This window comes from Mesorhizobium sp. ISC15, from assembly GCF_037162615.1.
Classification (GTDB): domain Bacteria; phylum Pseudomonadota; class Alphaproteobacteria; order Rhizobiales; family Rhizobiaceae; genus Mesorhizobium; species Mesorhizobium mediterraneum.
Genome location: NZ_JAVSPX010000001.1, coordinates 4,001,278 through 4,021,197 on the forward strand (window position 1 = coordinate 4,001,278; position 19,920 = coordinate 4,021,197).

At 61.4% G+C, this 19,920-nt stretch carries 21 protein-coding genes; 11 read left to right on the plus strand and 10 right to left on the minus strand.

Features of this window, described 5'->3' with window-relative positions; all coding sequences use genetic code 11:
• Positions 1–103: 103 nt before the first annotated feature.
• Positions 104–742 (minus strand): PAS domain-containing protein, encoded by a 639-nt coding sequence (locus RPG13_RS19250; RefSeq protein WP_095489501.1) that lies wholly within the window; start codon positions 740–742, stop codon positions 104–106.
• Between the two features lie 395 nt (positions 743–1,137).
• Between RPG13_RS19250 and RPG13_RS19255 the strand changes: the two genes are divergently transcribed.
• From RPG13_RS19255 to RPG13_RS19270, 4 genes are all read left to right on the plus strand, one after another.
• Positions 1,138–1,878, plus strand: coding sequence for a rhomboid family intramembrane serine protease (locus RPG13_RS19255; RefSeq protein WP_095489500.1), 741 nt, complete (start codon positions 1,138–1,140; stop codon positions 1,876–1,878).
• 285 nt (positions 1,879–2,163) lie between these two features.
• Positions 2,164–2,595, plus strand: coding sequence for a CBS domain-containing protein (locus RPG13_RS19260; RefSeq protein WP_023798170.1), 432 nt, complete (start codon positions 2,164–2,166; stop codon positions 2,593–2,595).
• A 163-nt stretch (positions 2,596–2,758) separates the two neighbouring features.
• Positions 2,759–4,258 (plus strand): Asp-tRNA(Asn)/Glu-tRNA(Gln) amidotransferase subunit GatB, encoded by a 1,500-nt coding sequence (gatB, locus tag RPG13_RS19265; protein WP_337125748.1) that lies wholly within the window; start codon positions 2,759–2,761, stop codon positions 4,256–4,258.
• A gap of 4 nt (positions 4,259–4,262) precedes the next feature.
• On the plus strand, positions 4,263–4,751 hold the full coding sequence (locus RPG13_RS19270; protein ID WP_337127033.1) for a GNAT family N-acetyltransferase: 489 nt from the start codon (positions 4,263–4,265) through the stop codon (positions 4,749–4,751).
• A gap of 73 nt (positions 4,752–4,824) precedes the next feature.
• Here RPG13_RS19270 and RPG13_RS19275 read toward each other — a convergent pair whose 3' ends face one another.
• Positions 4,825–6,267 (minus strand): ArnT family glycosyltransferase, encoded by a 1,443-nt coding sequence (locus tag RPG13_RS19275; protein WP_337125749.1) that lies wholly within the window; start codon positions 6,265–6,267, stop codon positions 4,825–4,827.
• Positions 6,268–6,704: 437 nt separating this feature from the next.
• Here RPG13_RS19275 and RPG13_RS19280 point away from each other — a divergent pair, with 437 nt between their 5' ends.
• Entirely contained in the window at positions 6,705–7,157 is a 453-nt protein-coding gene (locus RPG13_RS19280; protein ID WP_126106753.1) for a phasin, read from the plus strand.
• Between the two features lie 5 nt (positions 7,158–7,162).
• Here RPG13_RS19280 and panC read toward each other — a convergent pair whose 3' ends face one another.
• Positions 7,163–8,014, minus strand: coding sequence for a pantoate--beta-alanine ligase (gene panC, locus RPG13_RS19285; RefSeq protein WP_292505727.1), 852 nt, complete (start codon positions 8,012–8,014; stop codon positions 7,163–7,165).
• Positions 8,011–8,853, minus strand: coding sequence for a 3-methyl-2-oxobutanoate hydroxymethyltransferase (gene panB, locus RPG13_RS19290; protein ID WP_337125750.1), 843 nt, complete (start codon positions 8,851–8,853; stop codon positions 8,011–8,013). The genes panC and panB overlap by 4 nt, the downstream gene beginning before the upstream one ends.
• A gap of 403 nt (positions 8,854–9,256) precedes the next feature.
• Here panB and RPG13_RS19295 point away from each other — a divergent pair, with 403 nt between their 5' ends.
• The 5 genes from RPG13_RS19295 to RPG13_RS19315 all read left to right on the plus strand — a co-directional run bounded on the left by RPG13_RS19295 (position 9,257) and on the right by RPG13_RS19315 (position 13,199).
• Positions 9,257–10,231, plus strand: a complete 975-nt coding sequence (locus tag RPG13_RS19295) for a helix-turn-helix domain-containing protein (RefSeq protein ID WP_337127034.1) — start codon at positions 9,257–9,259, stop codon at positions 10,229–10,231.
• Positions 10,232–10,435: 204 nt separating this feature from the next.
• Positions 10,436–11,497 carry an alpha/beta hydrolase family protein gene (locus tag RPG13_RS19300; RefSeq protein WP_292505732.1) on the plus strand — a complete coding sequence of 354 codons (1,062 nt, stop codon included), beginning with the start codon at positions 10,436–10,438 and terminating at the stop codon, positions 11,495–11,497.
• 144 nt (positions 11,498–11,641) lie between these two features.
• A complete protein-coding gene (locus tag RPG13_RS19305) occupies positions 11,642–12,040 on the plus strand; it encodes an NADH:ubiquinone oxidoreductase subunit NDUFA12 (protein ID WP_292226134.1) in 399 nt (132 codons plus the stop codon).
• Between the two features lie 127 nt (positions 12,041–12,167).
• The gene (locus RPG13_RS19310; protein ID WP_337125751.1) at positions 12,168–12,764 is read left to right on the plus strand and encodes a DUF2155 domain-containing protein; all 597 of its coding nucleotides are present in this window, start codon (positions 12,168–12,170) and stop codon (positions 12,762–12,764) included.
• Between the two features lie 66 nt (positions 12,765–12,830).
• Positions 12,831–13,199 carry a hypothetical protein gene (locus tag RPG13_RS19315; RefSeq protein WP_095489491.1) on the plus strand — a complete coding sequence of 123 codons (369 nt, stop codon included), beginning with the start codon at positions 12,831–12,833 and terminating at the stop codon, positions 13,197–13,199.
• Positions 13,200–13,229: 30 nt separating this feature from the next.
• Here the strand turns inward: RPG13_RS19315 and aat are convergent, their stop codons facing one another.
• The 6 genes from aat to RPG13_RS19345 all read right to left on the minus strand — a co-directional run bounded on the left by aat (position 13,230) and on the right by RPG13_RS19345 (position 18,576).
• On the minus strand, positions 13,230–13,847 hold the full coding sequence (gene aat, locus RPG13_RS19320; protein WP_127204411.1) for a leucyl/phenylalanyl-tRNA--protein transferase: 618 nt from the start codon (positions 13,845–13,847) through the stop codon (positions 13,230–13,232).
• Between the two features lie 29 nt (positions 13,848–13,876).
• Positions 13,877–15,220, minus strand: coding sequence for an acetyl-CoA carboxylase biotin carboxylase subunit (gene accC / locus RPG13_RS19325; protein ID WP_337125752.1), 1,344 nt, complete (start codon positions 15,218–15,220; stop codon positions 13,877–13,879).
• 19 nt (positions 15,221–15,239) lie between these two features.
• Positions 15,240–15,698, minus strand: a complete 459-nt coding sequence (gene accB / locus RPG13_RS19330; RefSeq protein WP_128241174.1) for an acetyl-CoA carboxylase biotin carboxyl carrier protein — start codon at positions 15,696–15,698, stop codon at positions 15,240–15,242.
• Positions 15,699–15,724: 26 nt separating this feature from the next.
• Entirely contained in the window at positions 15,725–16,159 is a 435-nt protein-coding gene (aroQ, locus tag RPG13_RS19335; RefSeq protein WP_126106746.1) for a type II 3-dehydroquinate dehydratase, read from the minus strand.
• A 146-nt stretch (positions 16,160–16,305) separates the two neighbouring features.
• Positions 16,306–17,109, minus strand: coding sequence for a DsbA family protein (locus tag RPG13_RS19340; protein WP_095489487.1), 804 nt, complete (start codon positions 17,107–17,109; stop codon positions 16,306–16,308).
• 72 nt (positions 17,110–17,181) lie between these two features.
• On the minus strand, positions 17,182–18,576 hold the full coding sequence (locus RPG13_RS19345) for a M48 family metalloprotease (RefSeq protein WP_128284372.1): 1,395 nt from the start codon (positions 18,574–18,576) through the stop codon (positions 17,182–17,184).
• Positions 18,577–18,766: 190 nt separating this feature from the next.
• Here RPG13_RS19345 and RPG13_RS19350 point away from each other — a divergent pair, with 190 nt between their 5' ends.
• On the plus strand, positions 18,767–19,915 hold the full coding sequence (locus tag RPG13_RS19350) for a pyridoxal phosphate-dependent aminotransferase (RefSeq protein WP_337125753.1): 1,149 nt from the start codon (positions 18,767–18,769) through the stop codon (positions 19,913–19,915).
• Positions 19,916–19,920: the final 5 nt, after the last annotated feature.

Genomic DNA, 19,920 nt, shown 5'->3' on the forward strand with positions numbered 1-19,920 from the left:
CGTCTGGCATTCCGCGCGTTGATGCGAGGAACTTCAGCGGAAAACTACAGCAAAGCAGGTTAACAAAGGGGAAAGCCTGGCACCGTTACTTTAGCGTTCGCGATTATTCCTCGCGCCCGCCGTCGAACACGACCAGATGGCGGATGCGGCGCGCCTGGCCGAGCGCCGAAATCGTCTGGGGCGGATCGAGATCCAACGGGACAAGCGAGGGGACGTCGATGGCCGGCCGGTTCTTGGGGAATATCGGTTCCTTCTCCGGATCGACGATGCGGATCGAATCGATCAAGGCGTCGGTGATCGGATCCGCGCCCAGCCAGAAGGGTTTTTCAGCGGCGCTTATCACACCGAGGCAGCGCGGGTTTTCGACGCCGCCGTCGAGCGGCAGAGCGAGCAGCTCGAACTTGTTGGAACGGTCGCCGCGGCTGAAACCTTCATAAGTGATGAGCACCACGGATTTCTGGTCGAAGACCCCATGGATCAGTTTTGAGACAAGCCGCTGGTCCTTCTCCCGCCACAGCGACGGGAAGGAAAACCCCTTGAGCTCACGGCCATAGACCGCGCAAAGTCTTGTGCCGGCGAGCCGGAACACCGCCTCGCCGCGTGTATCCTTTTCCAGGATGAATGTGTCGGCCAGCAGCGACTTGATGTCGGCTGGCTCGACTTCCGAACGCTTCGGGGCAGGGCGCCCGTCACGCAACCGGTTCCAATAATGGAACAGCGTGATCGATCCGTTCTGGTTCATGCTATGCTGCTCCGCGCAATCTGTCGTCTGATGTCCCATCGGTGAACAGAAGGGCGCCCTCCGAGGACCTACATGCGTTGCGGAGCAGGATGCGTGCCAGCATCGTTAACACTTGTTCACGGGTCGGGGTCGTTAAGGTTAACAAGTGGTTTACGTTGCGCCCCACCCAAGCCCGTGGCACGCTAAAACCACTCCAGAAGCGGTCGTTTCGCAGCGATCGGCAGCACTTCAGTCAAGAGTTTTGGGGAGCGTGGGGGCTCGACCAGCCGTTCAAGGGCAACCTTGGACGGCTTCTTTTTGATTCGCGCCCAAGCGATTCGCGGCGATTCGCCCTTTGTGAATCGGGTGACCGTGATCTACATGCTCGCGAAGGCGAGCGACTGAGTGCAAGGCATATGAGCGAACCAGCAAGCCCATCGGAAATCGAACAGGGCGAGGGCAGACCTATCGGCCGCGAGCCGGTATTCAACATGCCACCCGTTGTGCTGGCGGTGATCGGCATCTGCGTCGCCGTTCACCTGATCCGGTTCTATTGGCTCACCGACGACCAGGATTTCTCGCTGCTGATCCGGACTGCCTTCATCCCGATCCGCTATTCCGGTCGCTTCGACCTCGATTTCTACGCGTTTTCGAGCCCCTTCACCTATGCCTTCCTGCATGGCGGCTTCGCTCATCTAGCCATCAACATGGTGTGGCTGGCGGCTTTCGGCTCGCCACTGGCGAATCGATTCGGCGCGCTTCGTTTCAGTCTGTTCTTCGCGGCGACGGGGCTGGCGGCGGTGGTGCTGTTCTGGGCCATGCATCCGCTCGGCCAGGCGCCGCTGGTCGGCGCATCGGGAGCGATTTCCGGCATGATGGGGGCCGCCGCCCGCTTTGGCTTCCGCACCGACCGCTCGTCCGGCAAAGCCGCCTTCGCCGGCGCGCCAATGCCCATGGCGGCGGTGTTCCGCTCGCGCGGCGTTATGACTTTTCTCGCCATCTGGATGGTGATCAATCTCATCACCGGCCTCGTTGCCTTCGCGCCCGGCATCGACAGCCAGATCGCCTGGGAGGCCCATATTGGCGGTTTTGTCGCCGGCTTCTTCGGCCTGCGCGTTTTCGATCGGCGGCAGCAGGCGGATGAGTCCATGGCCTGAAGCATGTCGCCCAAAAGCATGCCCTCGGTCTTGAACCGAGGGTGCGCAGCGGTTTTGGGACAACGACATGCGATGCGCATTAAGACGCCGCACTTGAAATGCAATCGATCGCGGCGCACGATGTTCACTACAGCGCCGCGCGTCCTCTTGGACGCGCAAAGGACGCTGTAGAAACTTTGATTTGGCGCATGATCTTTTCCGAAAATCGAGGCCGATTTTCGGGGTCATGCGCAGGAGGAAAGCCGGTCAGGGCAGGAACCGGCAAGTAAAACAGAGGAGGACGCCATGACTGTTAAGGCAATTCTCGAGCAGAAAGGCCATGACGTGTTGACGCTCGGGCCGAACGAAAAGCTGAGCGAGGCCATTCGCATCCTGGCCGAGCACAGGATCGGTGCGCTGGTCATCACCAATGGCGATCACAAGATCGTCGGCATTCTTTCCGAGCGCGACGTCGTGCGGGTCCTCGCCAGGGAAGGAGCCGCCGCACTGGACATCGCGGTGCGTTCGGCGATGACGCCCAAGGTGAAGATTTGCAATGAGAACCACACCGTCAACGAGGTCATGGAGATCATGACCAGTGGCCGTTTCCGCCATCTGCCGGTGGAAAAGGACGGCCTGCTCGACGGCATCGTGTCCATAGGCGACGTGGTCAAGCGGCGCATCGAGGATGTCGAGCGCGAGGCAGCCGAGATCAGGGCCTACATCGCGACGGCCTGAATGCGGCGAGAGCGACGGCGGCGGCGAGACTCGGTGCGAAAGCGCCAGCTTCGGCTTTGCGCTTGTCTCTTTTCGTGGTTTGCACTAGCGAATGACTTTCACGTCCGGCGTGGCGGAATTCACGTTCAGATGTGAATCCGCCACCGAAAGTTCGCAGGCCACTATGACCCTCATCGACACCCGCACGCCAGAAGCCAAACGCTTGATATCAGGCGCCACCGGCGACTGGGAAATCATCATCGGCCTCGAGGTCCACGCGCAGGTGACTTCGCAGGCAAAGCTGTTCTCCGGCGCCTCGACGGCTTTCGGCGCGCCGCCGAACGCCAATGTCAGCCTCGTCGATGCGGCGATGCCGGGCATGCTGCCGGTTATCAACGAGGAATGCGTCAAGCAGGCGATCCGCACCGGCCTGGGGCTGAAGGCCGAGATCAACCACAAATCGGTCTTCGACCGGAAAAACTATTTTTATCCCGACCTGCCGCAGGGCTACCAGATCTCGCAGTTCAAACAGCCGATCGTTGGCGAGGGCAAGGTGATCGTCTCCGTCGGTCCGGACCGGCAGGGCGAGTTCGAGAATATCGAGGTCGGCATAGAGCGCCTGCACCTGGAGCAGGACGCCGGCAAGTCGATGCACGACCAGCATGCGACGATGTCTTACGTTGATCTCAACCGCTCCGGCGTGGCGCTGATGGAGATCGTCTCCAAGCCCGATATGCGCTCCGCCGACGAGGCCAAGGCCTATGTCACCAAGCTGCGCACCATCGTGCGCTATCTCGGCACTTGCGACGGCAATATGGACGAAGGCTCGCTGCGCGCCGACGTCAACGTCTCGGTGCGCCGGCCCGGCGGCGAATTCGGCACGCGCTGCGAGATCAAGAACGTCAACTCGATCCGCTTCATCGGCCAGGCCATCGACTACGAGGCGCGCCGCCAGATCGCCATTCTGGAGGATGGCGGCAAGATCGACCAGGAAACGCGGCTGTTCGACCCCAACAAGGGCGAGACGCGCTCGATGCGTTCCAAGGAAGAAGCGCACGACTACCGCTATTTCCCGGATCCCGACCTTCTGCCGCTGGAATTCGACCAGGCCTATGTTGATGCGCTGGCAAAGGACCTGCCTGAACTGCCCGACGCCAAGAAGGCACGGCTGATCTCCTCGCTCGGCCTGTCGACCTACGACGCCTCGATCCTGGTATCGGAAAAGGCGGTTGCCGACTATTTCGAGAAGGTGGCCGCTGGTCGCGATGGCAAGCTCGCCGCCAACTGGGTCATCAATGATCTGCTGGGTGCGTTGAACAAGGCCGGCAAGGGTATTGAAAATGCTCCGGTTTCGCCTGATCAGCTCGGCGCGGTCATCGACCTGATCAAGGAGGGCACCATCTCCGGCAAGATCGCCAAGGATCTGTTCGAGGTCGTCTGGAACGAGGGCGGCGATCCGCGCCAGCTGGTCGAAAGCCGCGGCATGAAGCAGGTCACCGACACCGGCGCCATCGAAAAGGCGGTCGACGAGGTGATATCGGCCAATCCCGACAAGGTCGAGCAGGCGCGCGCCAAGCCGACCATGGCCGGCTGGTTCGTCGGCCAGGTGATGAAGGCGACAGGCGGCAAGGCCAACCCGCAAGCGGTCAACGACCTAGTCAAGGCCAAGCTCGGGATCGAATAGGATGATGTTCGTTCGCACCGCTGGCGAGCGCGATCTTGCCGCGGTCCGCGCGTTGCTGGTCGAAACGTGGCATGCCACTTACGACAGCATCTATGGTGCTGCCAAAGTCACCGAGATCACTGATGAATGGCATTCGATCGCCTCGCTCAAGGCGCGGCTGACACGGCCGAACTCCGAATTCCTGGTCGCGGACGACGGCAAGCGCATCGGCGGCATGGCTTTCGCTGCAACCACCAAGGATGCGAAGATCGTCATGCTGAACCAGCTCTACGTGCATCCGGCCTGCCAGCGGGAAGGGATCGGCCAGGCGCTGCTGGAAGAGGTTGAGGCCAGCTTTCCGGAGGCGCGGACGCTGCGTGTCGAAGTGGAAGAGGCAAACGCTCCGGCCGTCGCCTTCTACCGCTCGCAAGGGTTTTTGCCCGCCGGCAACACCGCCGACTGCGGCGGTGGCTCAGGACTGCCGGCGCTGATTTTCGAGAAGACGATCGGCTAGACTTGTCTGCCGGACACGTCGCAGTCAGTTGCGTTTCATGGGCAGCGCCGGTCGATTGCGGGCAGCCACGCCGTCAGTGTTGGCCCTTGAGGACGACAAGATAGCCTCGTTCGACGCGAACGCGGAAAGCGATTTGCTCCGATGTCCCAGGGTCCTTGGATTTGTCGATGACATAGCCGCCAGGATGGGAACGAAGCCATTCCTCGGGATTGTCGGTGCTTTCGAACGGCTTCTGCAATCGGGCAAGGAAGCCGACCTCGTCCTGGTAGTCGAAGGCGACAGCCCAATCCGCATTCTTTCGCTCGTCGATAAAGTTGGCCAGCGGCATGAGATCGTCACGTTTGAAAACGGTCGCTGATGCTACGGCATGGCCGATGCCGAAAATGGCAAGCAGGATGAAGGCCGAGTTTCTGAGCCTCGCTAGTGGGATCTCCGCCATGAAATACCCGAACAGGATGGTCGCAAATGGCAGGATCGGCACCACATAGTGAGGCTGCTTGCCGGATATCGCGCTGAAGACCAGTAAAACCGCGACGAACGAGAACGACAGCAGGCGCAGCGCGCGCAGGTCTGGCGATCTCGTGTCGATCAGGCCACGTATCCGGGCGCCCAGCCTCAGCCGCCATATTTCGGGTATGAAGATCCACGGTATGAGCATGATCGGCATCAGCACGACGTAGAAATAGAACGGCCGGTGATGGGAGTTGTGCAGATTGCCGGTGACACGCCCTGCCGACTGGTTCCAGACAAGGTCGTAGACGAAGTTGCCTTTGGTCAGGATGGTCGCCGGCACTAGCCACATCGCCACCGGGATCAATGCGGCGAGAATTGCCAGGCCTACCCCAGCGAAGAATTTCGGCGTCGCCAGTCCGGCCTGCCGATCGCGCCAGAATGGATAGAGCAGGATGGGGGCGCCGACATGGATGAGCACCACCGGACCTTTCGTCAAGACACCCAGCCCGATGAATAATCCCGCCAGCACGGCGTGCCAGCGGTTGCCGCTCCTGGCAAAGGCAAGCAACGACAAAAGCGCGGCAAGCACGAAGACCGTCAGCAGCATGTCGAACAGGATCAGGGTCGAATAAATGACGAAGACGATGCTTCCCGCGACCAGCCAGGGGACACGGCCTGCGATGTCGTCGCGTCCGGGAAAGAGGGTTTTTGCCAGACGAGTCGTCAGCCAGATGACGAGCGACGAGGCAACGAAGATAACGAGCATCGCGGCAACCCGGCTTACGCCAAAAATGTCCCAGACCAGATCGATAAGCCAGAACAGCAGCGGCGGCTTTTGCAGATAGGGCGCGAAATTCATCGTCGGAACGAAGATCTTTCCGCTCAGATACATCTCCCAGGTGACGCTGAGATATCGCGTTTCATCGACAGGCAGCAGCGGCCGGAAGGCGACCGCGATGCAGATCAATGCAAGCGCGAACAGATAGGGGAGCAGCCGCTCGACAAATGCTGGTATCAAGATTGAGGATCCGCGCCAGAAATCGTTCTCTTTCCAGCCGAGCATGATGCAGCGCTCCTGGAGCGCGCAGGACCGCACCATGATTTTGGCCGAATTGTAACGGAGCCGGCCTGATGCTGCGGATTTTGGGAATCAGCCATGCATCTTTGTCCCAGAAAAGCGTGGCAACGGTGTCACACCCGATATTCCGCCGTGGCATCTGTTACGGCTCAAGTCCCCCACATCGCCGGGCCGAACCGTGTGTCGGACAGGCGCGCTTGAAGCGGGCCACTGTTCTGCGATTCTTGCCTGAATACTTTCTCAGCTGCCGTCCGCAAAAAACGCCCGCAGGTAAGAATTCAGCAGGGGCTAACGCTGAGGCAAAAAAGGCATGGTGCAGCGCACAAAAATATTGCAATGCACTGCAGATGCCGTAACGTCAGGTTCCTAAATGAACGAGACGGCTTTTTCTAAAAGGCCGCCCACTGCAAAGGATGGAAACTATGACCAAGACCGCCGATAAAACTGCTGAAATCATCGAGAACGCAGAAGTCCCGACCGAGGTAACCGATCAGTTCCGCGCTGTCGCCGAAAAGGGCGTCGAGCAGTCGAAAGAAGCCTTATCGAAATTGGCGACCGGCGCCGAGGCGACCCAGAAGGCTCTCGAGTCATCCATCGAAACAGCCAAGACAGCTAGCAATGAGCTGTCGCTGAAGACGATCGCTGCGCTGCGCGCAAATGCTGAGGCCAGCTTTTCTCACCTCGAAGCCCTGGTTGCCGTGAAATCGCCCTCCGAGTTCATCGAACTGCAGACTGCCTTCTTGCGCAAGCAGGTGGAAAAGACCGTCGAGCAGGGCAAGGAGTTTCAGGCGGCGGCGACGAAAGCCGCCGAAGACGTATCCAAGCCGATCAAAGATGTCTACGAGAAGGCGTTGAAGGATCTCAAGGTCGCCTGATTGGCCTAGGCGGAGGGAACTTCCACATTGTCGATCAGCCGGGTTTTGCCCAGCCAGGCGGCTGCGAGCAGGCGTCCGTCACGGTCTCGTCGCCACGGGGCGAGCGTCAGGCTCTCGCGCGCCGCGACATAGTCGACTTTGTCGAAGCCAGCCTTGACGAGGGCGCGGCTGGCCTCGGCGGTCGCGCTGCCTTCGTCACTGCCGGCCGCAAGTGCCGCCGCCGCCCGGCGCAAGATGACGTTGAGCCGGCGCGCCACTTCGAGCTCGTCTTCGCCGAGATAGGCGTTGCGTGATGACATGGCGAGGCCATGCGCGTCGCGTACCGTTGGCGCGCCGACGATGTCCACCGGCAGATCGAGGTCGCGGCAGAGCTGCCTGACGACGCAAAGCTGCTGGTAGTCCTTTTCACCGAAGACCGCGCAGTCGGGCAACGCCTGCAGGAAGAGCTTAGCCACGACCGTCGCGACGCCGTCGAAGAAGGTCGGCCGGAAATCCGATTCCAGCCCGGCGGCCGGCCCACCGACCGAGATCCTCGTGGCGAAGCCGGCCGGATACATCTCTGCAACGTCAGGGGTGAAGACGAGTTGTGCGCCGGCCTCGGCCAGCCGGTCGAGATCGCGGGCGAGTTGGCGCGGATATTTGTCGAGGTCTTCGCTCGGCGCGAACTGCGTCGGGTTGACGAAGATCGAGACAACGCAGCGATAGGCCTTTTCGAGCGCGATCTCCACCAGCGAGATATGGCCGTCATGCAGCGCCCCCATGGTCGGCACCATGGCAACGCTGAGGCCATCGCGGCGCCAGTCGCGGATCTGCGCGCGAAGGGCGGCGACGCTGTCGACAACGAGAGGCGTGCTCATGCTTTGTTCTTGTCGGCTGCAGCGGAAAAGACGTGGTCTGGGCCCGGAAAAGTCCGGCTTCGCACCTCCGCTGCATAGCTGGCTGCCGCATGCGATATGACGCTGCGCAGGTCGGCATATTGCTTGACGAATTTCGGCACGCGATCGACGGTCAGGCCGACCATGTCGTCGATGACCAGGATCTGGCCGTCGCAGTCGCCGCTGGCGCCGATGCCGATGGTTGGAATGGAAATGTGCCGGGTGATGTCGGCAGCGACGGTCTCGACGGTGCCTTCGATGACCACCGAAAACGCGCCGGCCTTCTCGACCGCGTCCGCGTCGCGATAAAGGGCGGCCACATTCTCCTCGGTCCGGCCCTTGATCCTGTAGCCGCCGTCGCTTTCCACCGATTGCGGCTGCAAGCCGATATGTCCCATGACCGGAATGCCGGCAGCGACGATCGCCGCAATCTGCCGGGCAACTGTGATGCCGCCCTCCAGCTTGACCGCCTGGCAACCGGTTTCGCCAACGACCCGCCGAGCCGAGGCGATTGCCTGCGCCGGCGTTGCCTCATAGCTGCCGGCCGGCATGTCGACCACCACGCAGGCCCTGGCTGAACCCCGCATCACCGCTTGTCCATGGGCGATCATCATCTCAAGCGAGGCGCCCAGCGTGGTCTTGTGGCCATGCAGGACCATGGCGACGCTGTCGCCCACCAGAATCAGGTCGACATGATCGTCGAGCAGGCGCGCGACGGGATAGGTATAGGCGGTGAGGCAGACGATCGGCACGCCGCCCTTGCGCAGGCGAATGGAGCTGGCACTGATCCGCAGCTCGGGGTCGGATGCGTACGGAGCCAAGCTTCATCTCCCTCAAGACCGGTCAACCATGTACCCGCACGGGGCGCGCAGAGCTTTAGGGAGACGAAACAAACTTGGCAAGCATGCGTCCGGCAGGCGCGAAATCGCTATAAGCGTCGTTCTCGATGAGATGCGCAACGAATTGCCCGGTTGGTTGCGAACCTTCGGCTTCTTCGGCGGGTTCACGCGACAAACCTTCGTCTAAAATTTAGGGGCGTCCACCATCACCCTCGGCGCGATGAAGAAGCCTCTTACGTGGTAATGGTTATACATGCCTTCGATACCGCTCCCGTTCGTCATTTCGCTTGTTCTGCTCCTTATCCTCGTGCGGATGATCCGGCGGGGACAAGGAAGGCTCGGGCTCTTTCCGCTGCTCGTGGCCGCCTTCGCAATTCAGGCGACTGTGTCAGGATTGAACTGGAACGTCGGTTGGTATCCGGCACGCTTCATCCAGCCAATCCTCGCCGCTGTCCTGCCCGCGCTTTCCTTCGCCGCCTTCGATCAGCTTCGTCGCAAGAACCTAGCGAAACCCTCAGACCTGTGGCCGCATTTAATGCCGGCGTGCCTCGTCGCGGTTCTCGTCGCCTTCTGGCGTGCACCAATCGACATTGTTCTTTTCGTGATCGAACTCGGATACGGCCTCGCGCTCTTGCGAGTTGCGCGGCAGGGCCCGAGTGCACTTGCGGCTGTGCGTCTTAGTGACGAGTGGACCGCGCACAAGGCGCTCGTCGCGGTCGCGCTTCTTCTCATTATCACCGCCTTTGTCGATGCAACGGTATCGCTTGATCTCTCTTTTGGTGATGGGCAGCAGGCCCAAATGATCCTGACCGCTGCGAGCGTTCTGTGGCTGGCGGTCGCCGGTTACGCCGCAACGGTCGCGGACGACACTCGCCCTGAAATGGAATTCAAAGCTACAGAGGAGGGTCTCGCATTCGCCACCTTCGAGCCACAGCCTTCACTCTCTTACGCTTCGCCGGTCAGCGAGGATCTTTCCGTGGCGGACGAGGTCGTTATACGCCGGATTGATGCACTGATGGCTGAACAGCATCTTTATCGCGATCCGGACCTGACGCTGGACCGTGTGGCACGGCGCGCCGGAATACCTGCGCGACAGATTTCCGGGGCGATTAACCGGGTTCATGGCCGCAACGTTTCCCAAGTCGTAAATGAATACCGGGTCAGCGATGCGCAGCGACGGCTGGTCTCGACACGCGATCCGGTGACAGTCGTCATGCTGGAATCGGGTTTTGGCACGAAGTCGAACTTCAACCGCGAGTTCCTGCGCGTCACGGGCATGACACCCAGCGCCTATCGCCGGATCGGTGGCGAAACGTCTGCGGCGCCCGAAACGCAAAACGGGGCACCTGTCGCCTCGTAATCCTGCACCTAGGGGCTGAATTCATCGCGCGAAACGACCTTGATCACGATCTCGGACGTCCAAGATCGCGTTCGAGGGCGAGCCAGCCTGGATTCCGGTCAATCTTGGGGCCTGAACGCTGAAGCTCATTCTTATCGGCAACTATCCGAACTCCGGTACGAGAATTGACAGCGTGACGATGATGACGAGCGCAAGAGGAAAACAATGAAGTGCTTGATGAATGTCTTGGCTATGCTTTGGACCGTCGCGTCTTCGACATTGGTGGTGCAACAGCCAGCCGTCGCCAGCGACAATGTCGGTGTGCGTCAGATTGCGGCTCTCTCCAAAGAGCGCGGGGTCGATCTCGACGTGACCGTTTGGTACCCGGCATCTTCGGGTGGCAAACCGATTATGCTTGGGGAGAGCATGTTTTTTGTGGGAACGCCTGCCATGCTCGATGCCCCAATCTCGGATGGAAAATTTCCTCTCATATTGCTATCCCACGGCGCTGGCCTGGCAGGAAACGCGCAAGCCTTGAGCTGGATTGCGATGCCATTGGCGAAGCAGGGGTTCGTTGTGGCGGCCCCTACCCATCCCGGAAATACAGGCGCAAACCGATCCGCGGTGGAAACGATGAAGCTTTGGCTGAGACCTGCGGATATCACCGAGACCTTGAATGCGATGGACAAAGCCCCTTTTTTCGAAGAGCACCTCGAACATGACAAGGTAGGTACTCTCGGGCTTTCCATGGGCGGAAGCACAGCCTTGGCGATAGCTGGTGCCCGCATCGATGCAAAACGCTTGGCGGGCTATTGCGATACGGACGCGCTCAACCCTTCTCTTTGTGGATGGGTCAGGCAAAGCGGCGTTGATCTTCACGCCATGGATTTGACATCGGCCGGCCGCAACAATGAAGATACGCGTATCAGATTTGCAATGGCGATTGATCCTGCACCCGTTGATGTCTTCGAATTCAACAGCTTTTCGCAGATCTCAATTCCTGTCGAACTCATAAATCTAGGTCAACCAGGGAAAATCCCTCTGACCGCGCAGGCCGCTAAAGTTGCAAAAGCCATCCCAAATGCCACTTATTCCACAATCGGAGATGCGAGCCATTACAGCATGTTTGCCGAATGCAAACCTGGTGCGCCTGAGCTCGCCGAAGCTGAAAAGGTTGGTGATCCGATTTGTATGGATGGCGGAGGCCGCACACGGCGCGAAATCCATACGGAACTGATCAGTATGGTCACCACTGCCTTCAGTCGAGCATTGATGGCAAGCCCTTAAACATCGACTGTCCCGTATGCGTCCGCATCGGTAACGGACGTCGGTCTTCTGACAACCATTTGTACGGCACCTCAGGCAAAAGTCTTGCCTTCGCGATGACCTGACGCCATAAGCAGGCAACGGGCGCCCGCCGCGAGGATTTGGATGAAAACTTTCCTTCTGCAGTTTTTCACCTGGTGGAATAGCCAGACGCTGGGAACGCGCTTCCACACCTGGCGCCACGGCAAGAAGGTCGGGCAGGACGAGGCTGGCAACATCTACTACGAGGGTGGCGTCGATTCGGAAGGCCGTACCCGCCGCTGGGTCATCTATCGCGACTATTCGGAAGCCTCGATGATTCCGCCCGGCTGGCATGGCTGGATGCATCACCGCGTCGATGTCGCGCCGCCGAGCGAAAACTACAAGCCACGCGACTGGCAGAAGCCGCATCAGCCGAACCTCACCGGAAGCGCCGCCGCCTATCGCCCCAAGGGCTCGGTGCTCACCAATCAGCACCGCCCGCAGGTGACAGGCGATTACGACGCCTGGACGCCGGGTTCGTAACCGCTCGTCAAGGTGGAGATCGGTCCTTTATCGCCACAATTGGCGTTTAGCTGCTTGTCGATCTGACAGCAGTGACTAGCCTTGGGCGCGACAGAATCACCCCGGGCGCAAACCACCGGATCCTTGCATGAGCATTTTCAGCCGAATCTCGATAGGCGGACTGACGGTGGCCGCCACCGCTTTTGCGGCTTTTAGCATCGCCGCCGCTCAGACGCTGGAGGCGCCAGTGGACCCGGGGGCGCCGACGGAATTTGAGGCGCCAGTGGACCCGGGGGCGCCGACGGAATTTGAGGCGCCAGTGGACCCGGATGCGCCAATGGAACCGGATGCGACTGTGGACCCGGATGCGACAGTGGCGCCGGCGGCACCGGCGGCACCACAACGCATCACCAATCCCGTCGCCGAATTCGCCGGCATAGACAAGATCACCGGCCGCATCATCACCTTCGACGTCTATATTGACGAGACGGTGCAGTTCGGTGCTTTGCAGGTGACGCCGCGCATCTGCTATTCGCGGCCGCAAACCGAAGAGCCGAAGACCGATTCCTTCGTCGAGGTCGACGAGATCACGCTGGATCGCAAGATCCGCCGCATCTTCACAGGCTGGATGTTTGCCGAAAGTCCCGGCCTCAATGCCGTCGAGCACGCCGTCTACGACGTCTGGCTGAAGGGCTGCAAGCAGAAGTCGGATGTGCCGGCACCCGACGCGGCCAAGACCAACTAGAGCGCTGCGTCCTTTCGGAACTTGCCCTGCCCGCCGCGCGTTAGGGCACGTGCGGAGGACGTTCCGATGATGGCCAACAAAGGCGAGCTTCTCGAACTCGAAAAAGGGTTCTGGACCGGCGACGCAGCCTATTTCAAAGCCAATGCCGACACCGAATGCCTGGTGGCGTTCCCACAGATGGCGCAGGCGATGAGCAACGCCGATCTGGCCGAAACCGCGACGGACCCGAACCGCTGGCGCGATCTCGACATCGACCTCAAGGGCATCATCGAGCCGGGTAGCGACATTGTCATGCTGACCTATGAGGCCCACGCCACTCGCGAGAATGGCGAGCCTTATGCGGCGCTGGTCAGCACCGGCTATGTCCATCGCGTCAACGGCTGGAAGATGATGTTCCACGCACAGACGCCGCTCGAAGTTGCGGCAAAAGACTGATTGGACGGGTCGTCAGGGAAAGACGGATCGTCAGGGAAAGAAGACCGCTTCGCCCTTCAGCGCGTCAGCCAGCATCTTTTCGTATCTGCCCCTTGGCACGTCGACCGCGCCGAAGCGTTTGAGGTGCTCGGTGGTGAACTGCGTGTCGAGCAGCGCAAAGTGCCGTTGCTTCAGGCGCTCGACCAGGCGCACCAGGCAGACCTTCGACGCGTCCGTTTCCCTGGCGAACATGCTTTCGCCGAAGAACACCCGGCCGAGCGAGACGCCGTAAAGGCCGCCGACCAGCCGACCCTCGCGCCAGGCTTCGACCGAATGGCAATGGCCCATCCGATGAAGTTCGACATAGGCCTCACGGATCGGCGCATTGATCCAGGTCGACCGGCGTTCCTCGCGCCTTTCGGCGCAGCCATCGATGGTCGCTTCGAAGTCGAAATCGAAACGGATGTCGAACAGGTTTTTCCGGATCGCTTTCCTCAGGCTTTTGGGCGCGTGAAAACCATCGAGCGGGATGATGCCGCGCGTCTCCGGCCGTACCCAGAACACTTCGGGATCTGTGGCGCTTTCGGCCATCGGGAAGACGCCCGAGGCGTAGGCCTTGAGCAACAGGTCGGTCGGGATGCGATAGCCTGGCGCGTAGGGACGGGTCATCGCATCATTATATTCTATAAGTTCACGACCTAATCCTCTTTGGCCAGATATTTTTCCAGCCAGTGGATGTCATACTCGCCATTGGCGATATCGGCATTGCCGACGAGATCACGAAACAGCGGCAGCGTCGTCTTGATGCCGTCGACGACGAATTCGTCGAGCGCCCGCCGCAGCCGCATCATGCATTCGACACGGTTGCGGCCGTGCACGATCAGCTTGCCGATCAGGCTGTCGTAGTAGGGCGGGATCTTGTAGCCGGAATAGACGCCGGAATCGACACGGATGCCGAGGCCGCCCGGCGTGTGGAAATGGGTGATCGTGCCGGGCGAAGGGGTGAAGGTGCGCGGATCCTCGGCATTGATGCGGCATTCGATGGCATGGCCGTTGAACTTGATGTCCTCCTGCCTCACCGAAAGCCCGCCGCCCGAGGCGACGCGGATCTGCTCGTGCACGAGGTCGATGCCGGTGATCGCTTCCGTTACCGGATGCTCGACCTGCAGGCGCGTGTTCATCTCGATGAAGTAGAATTCGCCGTTCTCGTAGAGGAATTCGATCGTGCCGGCGCCGGAGTAGCCGAGATCGGCGATAGCCTTGGCGCAGACGCCGCCGATATGAGCGCGCTCCTCGGCATTGAGCGCCGGTGAGGGTGCCTCTTCCCAAACCTTCTGGTGGCGCCGCTGCAGCGAGCAGTCGCGTTCGCCGAAATGCACGCCGCGGCCAGCACCGTCGCCGAACACCTGCACCTCGATGTGGCGCGGCTTTTCGAGATATTTCTCGATGTAGACGGCGTCGTCGCCAAAGGCGGCTCCGGCTTCCGAGCGCGCCGTCTGCAGCGCGACCACAAGATCGGCTTCGCTGCGCGCCACCTTCATGCCGCGTCCGCCGCCGCCGGCCGACGCTTTGATGATCACGGGATAGCCGATCTCTGCGGCGATGCGTTTGGCTTCCTTTTCCTCGGTGACCGCGCCGTCGGAGCCGGGCACCACCGGAATGCCAAGACGCTTTGCGGTGCGCTTGGCCTCGATCTTGTCGCCCATGATGCGGATGTGATCGCCGGACGGGCCGATGAAGGTGATGTTGTGCGCGGCGAGGATATCGGCGAATTTGGCATTCTCCGACAGGAAGCCATAGCCCGGATGCACAGCGTCGGCGCCGGTGATCTCGCAGGCCGCGACGATCTGGTGGATGTTGAGATAGCTGTCGCGCGACGGCGGCGGGCCGATGCAGACGCTCTCGTCGGCGAGCCGCACATGCATGGCATCGGCATCGGCGGTCGAATGCACCACCACTGTCTGGATGCCGAGCTCCTTGCAGGCGCGCAGCACCCTCAGAGCGATTTCGCCGCGATTGGCGATGAGGATTTTCTGGAACATTTTTCGGCTGTTCCCGGCTCTACTCGATCACGACGAGCGGCATGCCATATTCGACCGGCTGCGCATCCTCGAACAGGATCGCCGTCACCGTGCCGGCACGGGGTGAGGGGATCTGGTTCATCGTCTTCATCGCCTCGATGATCAGCAGCGTCTGGCCTTCCTTGACCTGCTGGCCGACCTCGATGAACGCCTTGGCGTCGGGCGATGGCGCCAGATAGGCGGTGCCGACCATGGGTGAGGCCACCGCATTCTTGGAAATCTCGGCCGCTGCCGCGGTGGTTGCGGCCGCCGGCTGCGCTGTCGGCGGCGCATAGGCGGGCTGCGGTGCGGCGACCGCATGGACGGCCGGCGCCTGGCGCGACACGCGCACCTTCAAGTCGCCCAACTCGACCTCGATCTCGGTGAGGTTGGTGTCGTTCAGTATGCCCGCCAGATCGCGGATAAGCTGCTGGTCAACACCGTTCTTCTTTATCGACATTTTCGAGCCTTCTGTTTGTTGGCCGGTCATAGGCGTGCGGCCAGCGCCTGCAGCGCCAGCGTGTAGCCGAGCGGCCCGAACCCGCAGATCATGCCGACGGCGACCGGCGAGACCATGGAGACGTGGCGAAATGATTCCCGCGCATGGATGTTGGAAAGATGAACTTCGGCGACGGGCAATGGCGCGACGGAGCGGATGGCGTCGTGAATGGCGATCGAGGTGTGGCTGTAGGCGCCCGGATTGATGACGATGCCGACAGCCTTGTCGGCGGCTTCCTGTATCCAGTCGACGAGGTCGCCCTCATGGTTCGACTGACGGAAATCGATCTCGAGCCCAAGCGCCGCACCCGCCTGCTTGCAATCGTCAGCGATCGCCGCAAGCGTCTTGCCGCCATAGATGCCTGGCTCGCGCTTGCCGAGCGCGTTGAGGTTGGGACCGTTCAGGACGAAAACCGTTTTCAAAATGCCGACCTTTCCCGCCGCCCGCATTAGCCGGCGCACCGGGCCTCTATACTGGGCTTAGACGCCTGCGAAAAGAGCGCAAGTGGGTTCTTTCGCTGTCCACAACAGGTGGAAAAAAACGGCTTGCGCCGAAAACCAGCGGTCGATCAGAGTGCGGCCTTGGCCGCCTCGATCTTCTCCGCCAGCACTTCCTGCCCGAGCGCCCCGAATACCACCTCGTTGCCGACCACATAGGAGGGCGTTCCGGTGATGGCCAGCTTGTTGGCAAGGTCATAGGTCTTGGAGAGGGCCTCGGCGATCGACGGGTCCTTCATCTTCTCGCGCAGCGCCGCTTCGTCGGCGCCGAGCGAAAGCGCTACCTTGAGGGCCGCCGCCTCGGTGGCGCGTCCCTGGCCGCCGAGCAGCGCGTTGTGGAACTCGCCGTATTTCTCCGGCATCATCAGGTGGAAGGCCATCGAGACGACGCTCGCCTTCTGCGAATCCGGGCCGAGGATCGGGAACTCCTTGAGCACGAAGCGCAGGTCCGGATCGGCTGTCGTCAGCGCCTGCATGTCCTCCATGGCGCGTTTGCAGTAGCCGCAATTGTAATCGTAGAACTCGACGATGGTGACCTTGCCGTTCGGATTGCCGACGACGCCGTCGAAGGTCGAATTGAAGATCTGGTCCTTGGCATTTTTGATGACGCTGAGGCTGGCAACCTGCTGCGCCTCCTTCTGCTTGGCCTCGAGCGCTTGCTGTGCCTCCAGCAGCACTTCCGGGTTCTTCAAGAGGTAATCGCGGATGATGCCCTCGACTTCGGCCCTGTCGATCTTGGTGTCGGCGGACGCCGCCTGGGCGATCTGCGCGGCATCGGCCTTTGCCGCCTGCGGACTTCCGGTCACGAACCCGAAACCCAGCATGGCGAGAGCGACCGCCACTCCCGTGGTGCCCAGCAGAATTGCCTTGTTCATGGTCCTCGATCCTCTTGCCTGGTTTCCGGCCCAATTGGTCCGACTATATGTCGCCGCGCACGGCCGGAAGGTTCACTTTTTCTTGCCTGATGGTGCGTAGTTTATGATGTCCTGCGCGCGGATCCAGCCCGGCTCGCCGCGCTTCATTTTCATCTGCGCGCGCATTGCGAAGATCTTGGCATCCTTATAGGCGCCGGAATAGAAATGGCCTTCGGCGGTCGCAAGGTCGGCGGCCGGGATTTTGCCGAGCTCGCCATAGGCCTGCGCCAGATAGCGATACCCGACCGCGTTTTCCCGGTCGCGCCCGAGGCCTTTGTTGATCTGCACCACCGCTTTCTCCAGGGAATCGGGCGTGCCGACGGCCATCAGCGCCTGGCCGTAGGAGACCGGCAGCAGCCCGGATCTGGCTGGATCGAGGCTGACCGCCTTGGCATAGGCTTCCGCCGCGTCCCTCGGCTTGTTCGCCTTCATCAGGACGTCGCCACGCAATTCCTGGAAATAGGGGTTTTTGGGCTGTGCCTTGATCAGTGCGTTGGTCTTGGCAAGCGCTTTGGCCAGATTGCCATAGAGATAGGCCGTCTGCGCGTCGCCATATTGCGAGGCGAGGCTGCCCGGGTTCTTGCGCATCAGCCGCGATGCGGCGGCCTGGCCTTCCATGTAGGCGGCGATCTTGATGCGCATCATGTCGTGCCGCTGCTGCAGTGCCGGCGGATCGACCTTGTCGACATAGGGGCTCTGCTTGACCAGCACTTCGAGATTGGCGATGCGTTCCCGCGGCAGCGGATGGCTGATCCGGTAGGGATCGACCTGCGCCCCCGACAGCGAGAGCGCGCTCTGGAAGCGGTCGAAGGTTTTCAGCATGCCCATGCCGGACTGGCCGGTGGCATTGAGATAGGTTATCGCCGAGCGGTCGGCGGTCATCTCCTCGGTGCGCTGATAGGCGAGGATGCTGCGCTGCGCCATCTCGCCGCCGCCAGCCGCAACCCCCATGCCGGCGCCGGCGAGGCCCCGGCTTTTGGTGGTGGCGCCGGCGACGACGGCACCGGCGCCAAGCAGCGTCGCGATGATGGCCATCGTCTTGGCGCGTTCGAGCTGGTTGCGCAATTTCTGCTGGTGCCCGCCGGCAATGTGGCCGGCCTCATGGGCGATGACGCCGATGATCTCGTTGGGCGTCTCCGCCGACATCAGGGCCCCGGTGTTGATGAACAGACGAGACCCGGCAACGAAAGCGTTGAAACTCTGGTCGTTGACCAGCACGATGTCGACGCCGTCTTCCGGCAGGCCCGCCGCCCTGAAGATCGGCCGCGCATAGTCACGCACCAGCGCCTCGATCTCGGCATCGCGCACCACCGGCACGTTTTGCGCGAAGGCGCTGACCGTGCTGGTCACGGCGACCGTCGCGGCAAGCGAAAGCGTCGCGAAGACGCGCGCTGCCCTGGCAATCGTCGATTTGGGTCGATTCAACATGGCAGGTCCACTGGTAGACGAGCGGGCGGAGGATGAAAAGTCGGCACTGAAACTTTACTGAACTTGTGATCCTCACATCAATCGGGCATTTGTGCGGCGCGGGACGCCAAAGCTCGGCGCCGGCAGCCGGTAAGTGCCGTCCCAAGACCGACCCAGGGCCGACCCAAGGGCCGACAAGGAATGAGGTCAAATGGTTGTATCGCTTTCGCGTCGCGGCGAAGTCGAGCCGTTCCACGCCATGGACATTCTGGCGGAAGCGAATCGGCTGAAGGCTAAGGGCGTTCCGGTTGTTTCCATGGCCGTTGGCCAGCCGTCCGACCCGGCGCCGGCCGGGGTCAGGGAAGCGGCGGCGAACGCATTGAAGATGGGGCGTATCGGCTACACCGACGCATTGGGTCTTGCGGGCCTGCGCGAGGCAATCGCGCAGCACTATGCGGACCACTACGGGTTTGACGTCTCGCCCGGCCGGATCGCCGTCACCACCGGATCGTCGGCCGCCTTCAACCTGGCCTTTCTGGCGATGTTCGATCCAGGTGATCGTGTCGCCATCGCCGCACCCGGCTATCCGGCCTATCGCAACATCATGGCCGCGCTCGGCATCGAGATCGTCGAGATCGAGCTCGACGGTGATGCCTATCTCCACGCTGAACACCTGAAGGCCGCGCATCGCGAAAAGAAGCTGAAGGGCGTGTTGTTCGCCAGCCCGGCCAATCCGACCGGCGCGATTATCCCCGCCGACGAGCTGTCGGCTCTGGTGACGACGGCGGAAGAGCTCGGCATTGCCGTGATCTCCGACGAGATCTATCACCGGCTGGCTTATGCTGCGCCGGACACCACGGCGCTTGCCTACGGCCCTGACGTGACGGTGATCAATTCCTTCTCGAAATATTACTGCATGACCGGTTGGCGCATCGGCTGGATGGTGCTGCCGGAACAATTGGTGCGGCCGGTCGAGCGCATCGCCCAGAGTCTTTACATCTCGCCGCCGGAACTGTCGCAGATCGCCGCGATCGAGGCATTCAAGGCGACTGGGGAATTGGAAGCGGTGAAGGCGCGCTACGCCTGGAATCGCGAGCTTTTGATGAAACGCCTGCCCGAACTCGGCTTTGCGCTGGCGGCACCGATGGATGGCGCCTTCTACGCCTTCTGCGATGTCACCAGGCACACCAACGACAGCATGGCCTTCGCGCGCAGGATGCTGGCCGAGGCGCATGTTGCGGCTACGCCCGGCCGCGATTTCGATCCGCTGCAAGGCCATCGAACCATGCGCTTTTCCTATGCCGGCAGCCACGACGAGATGGTCGAGGCGATGGCGCGCATCGAACGCTGGCTGAAGTAGCGCGA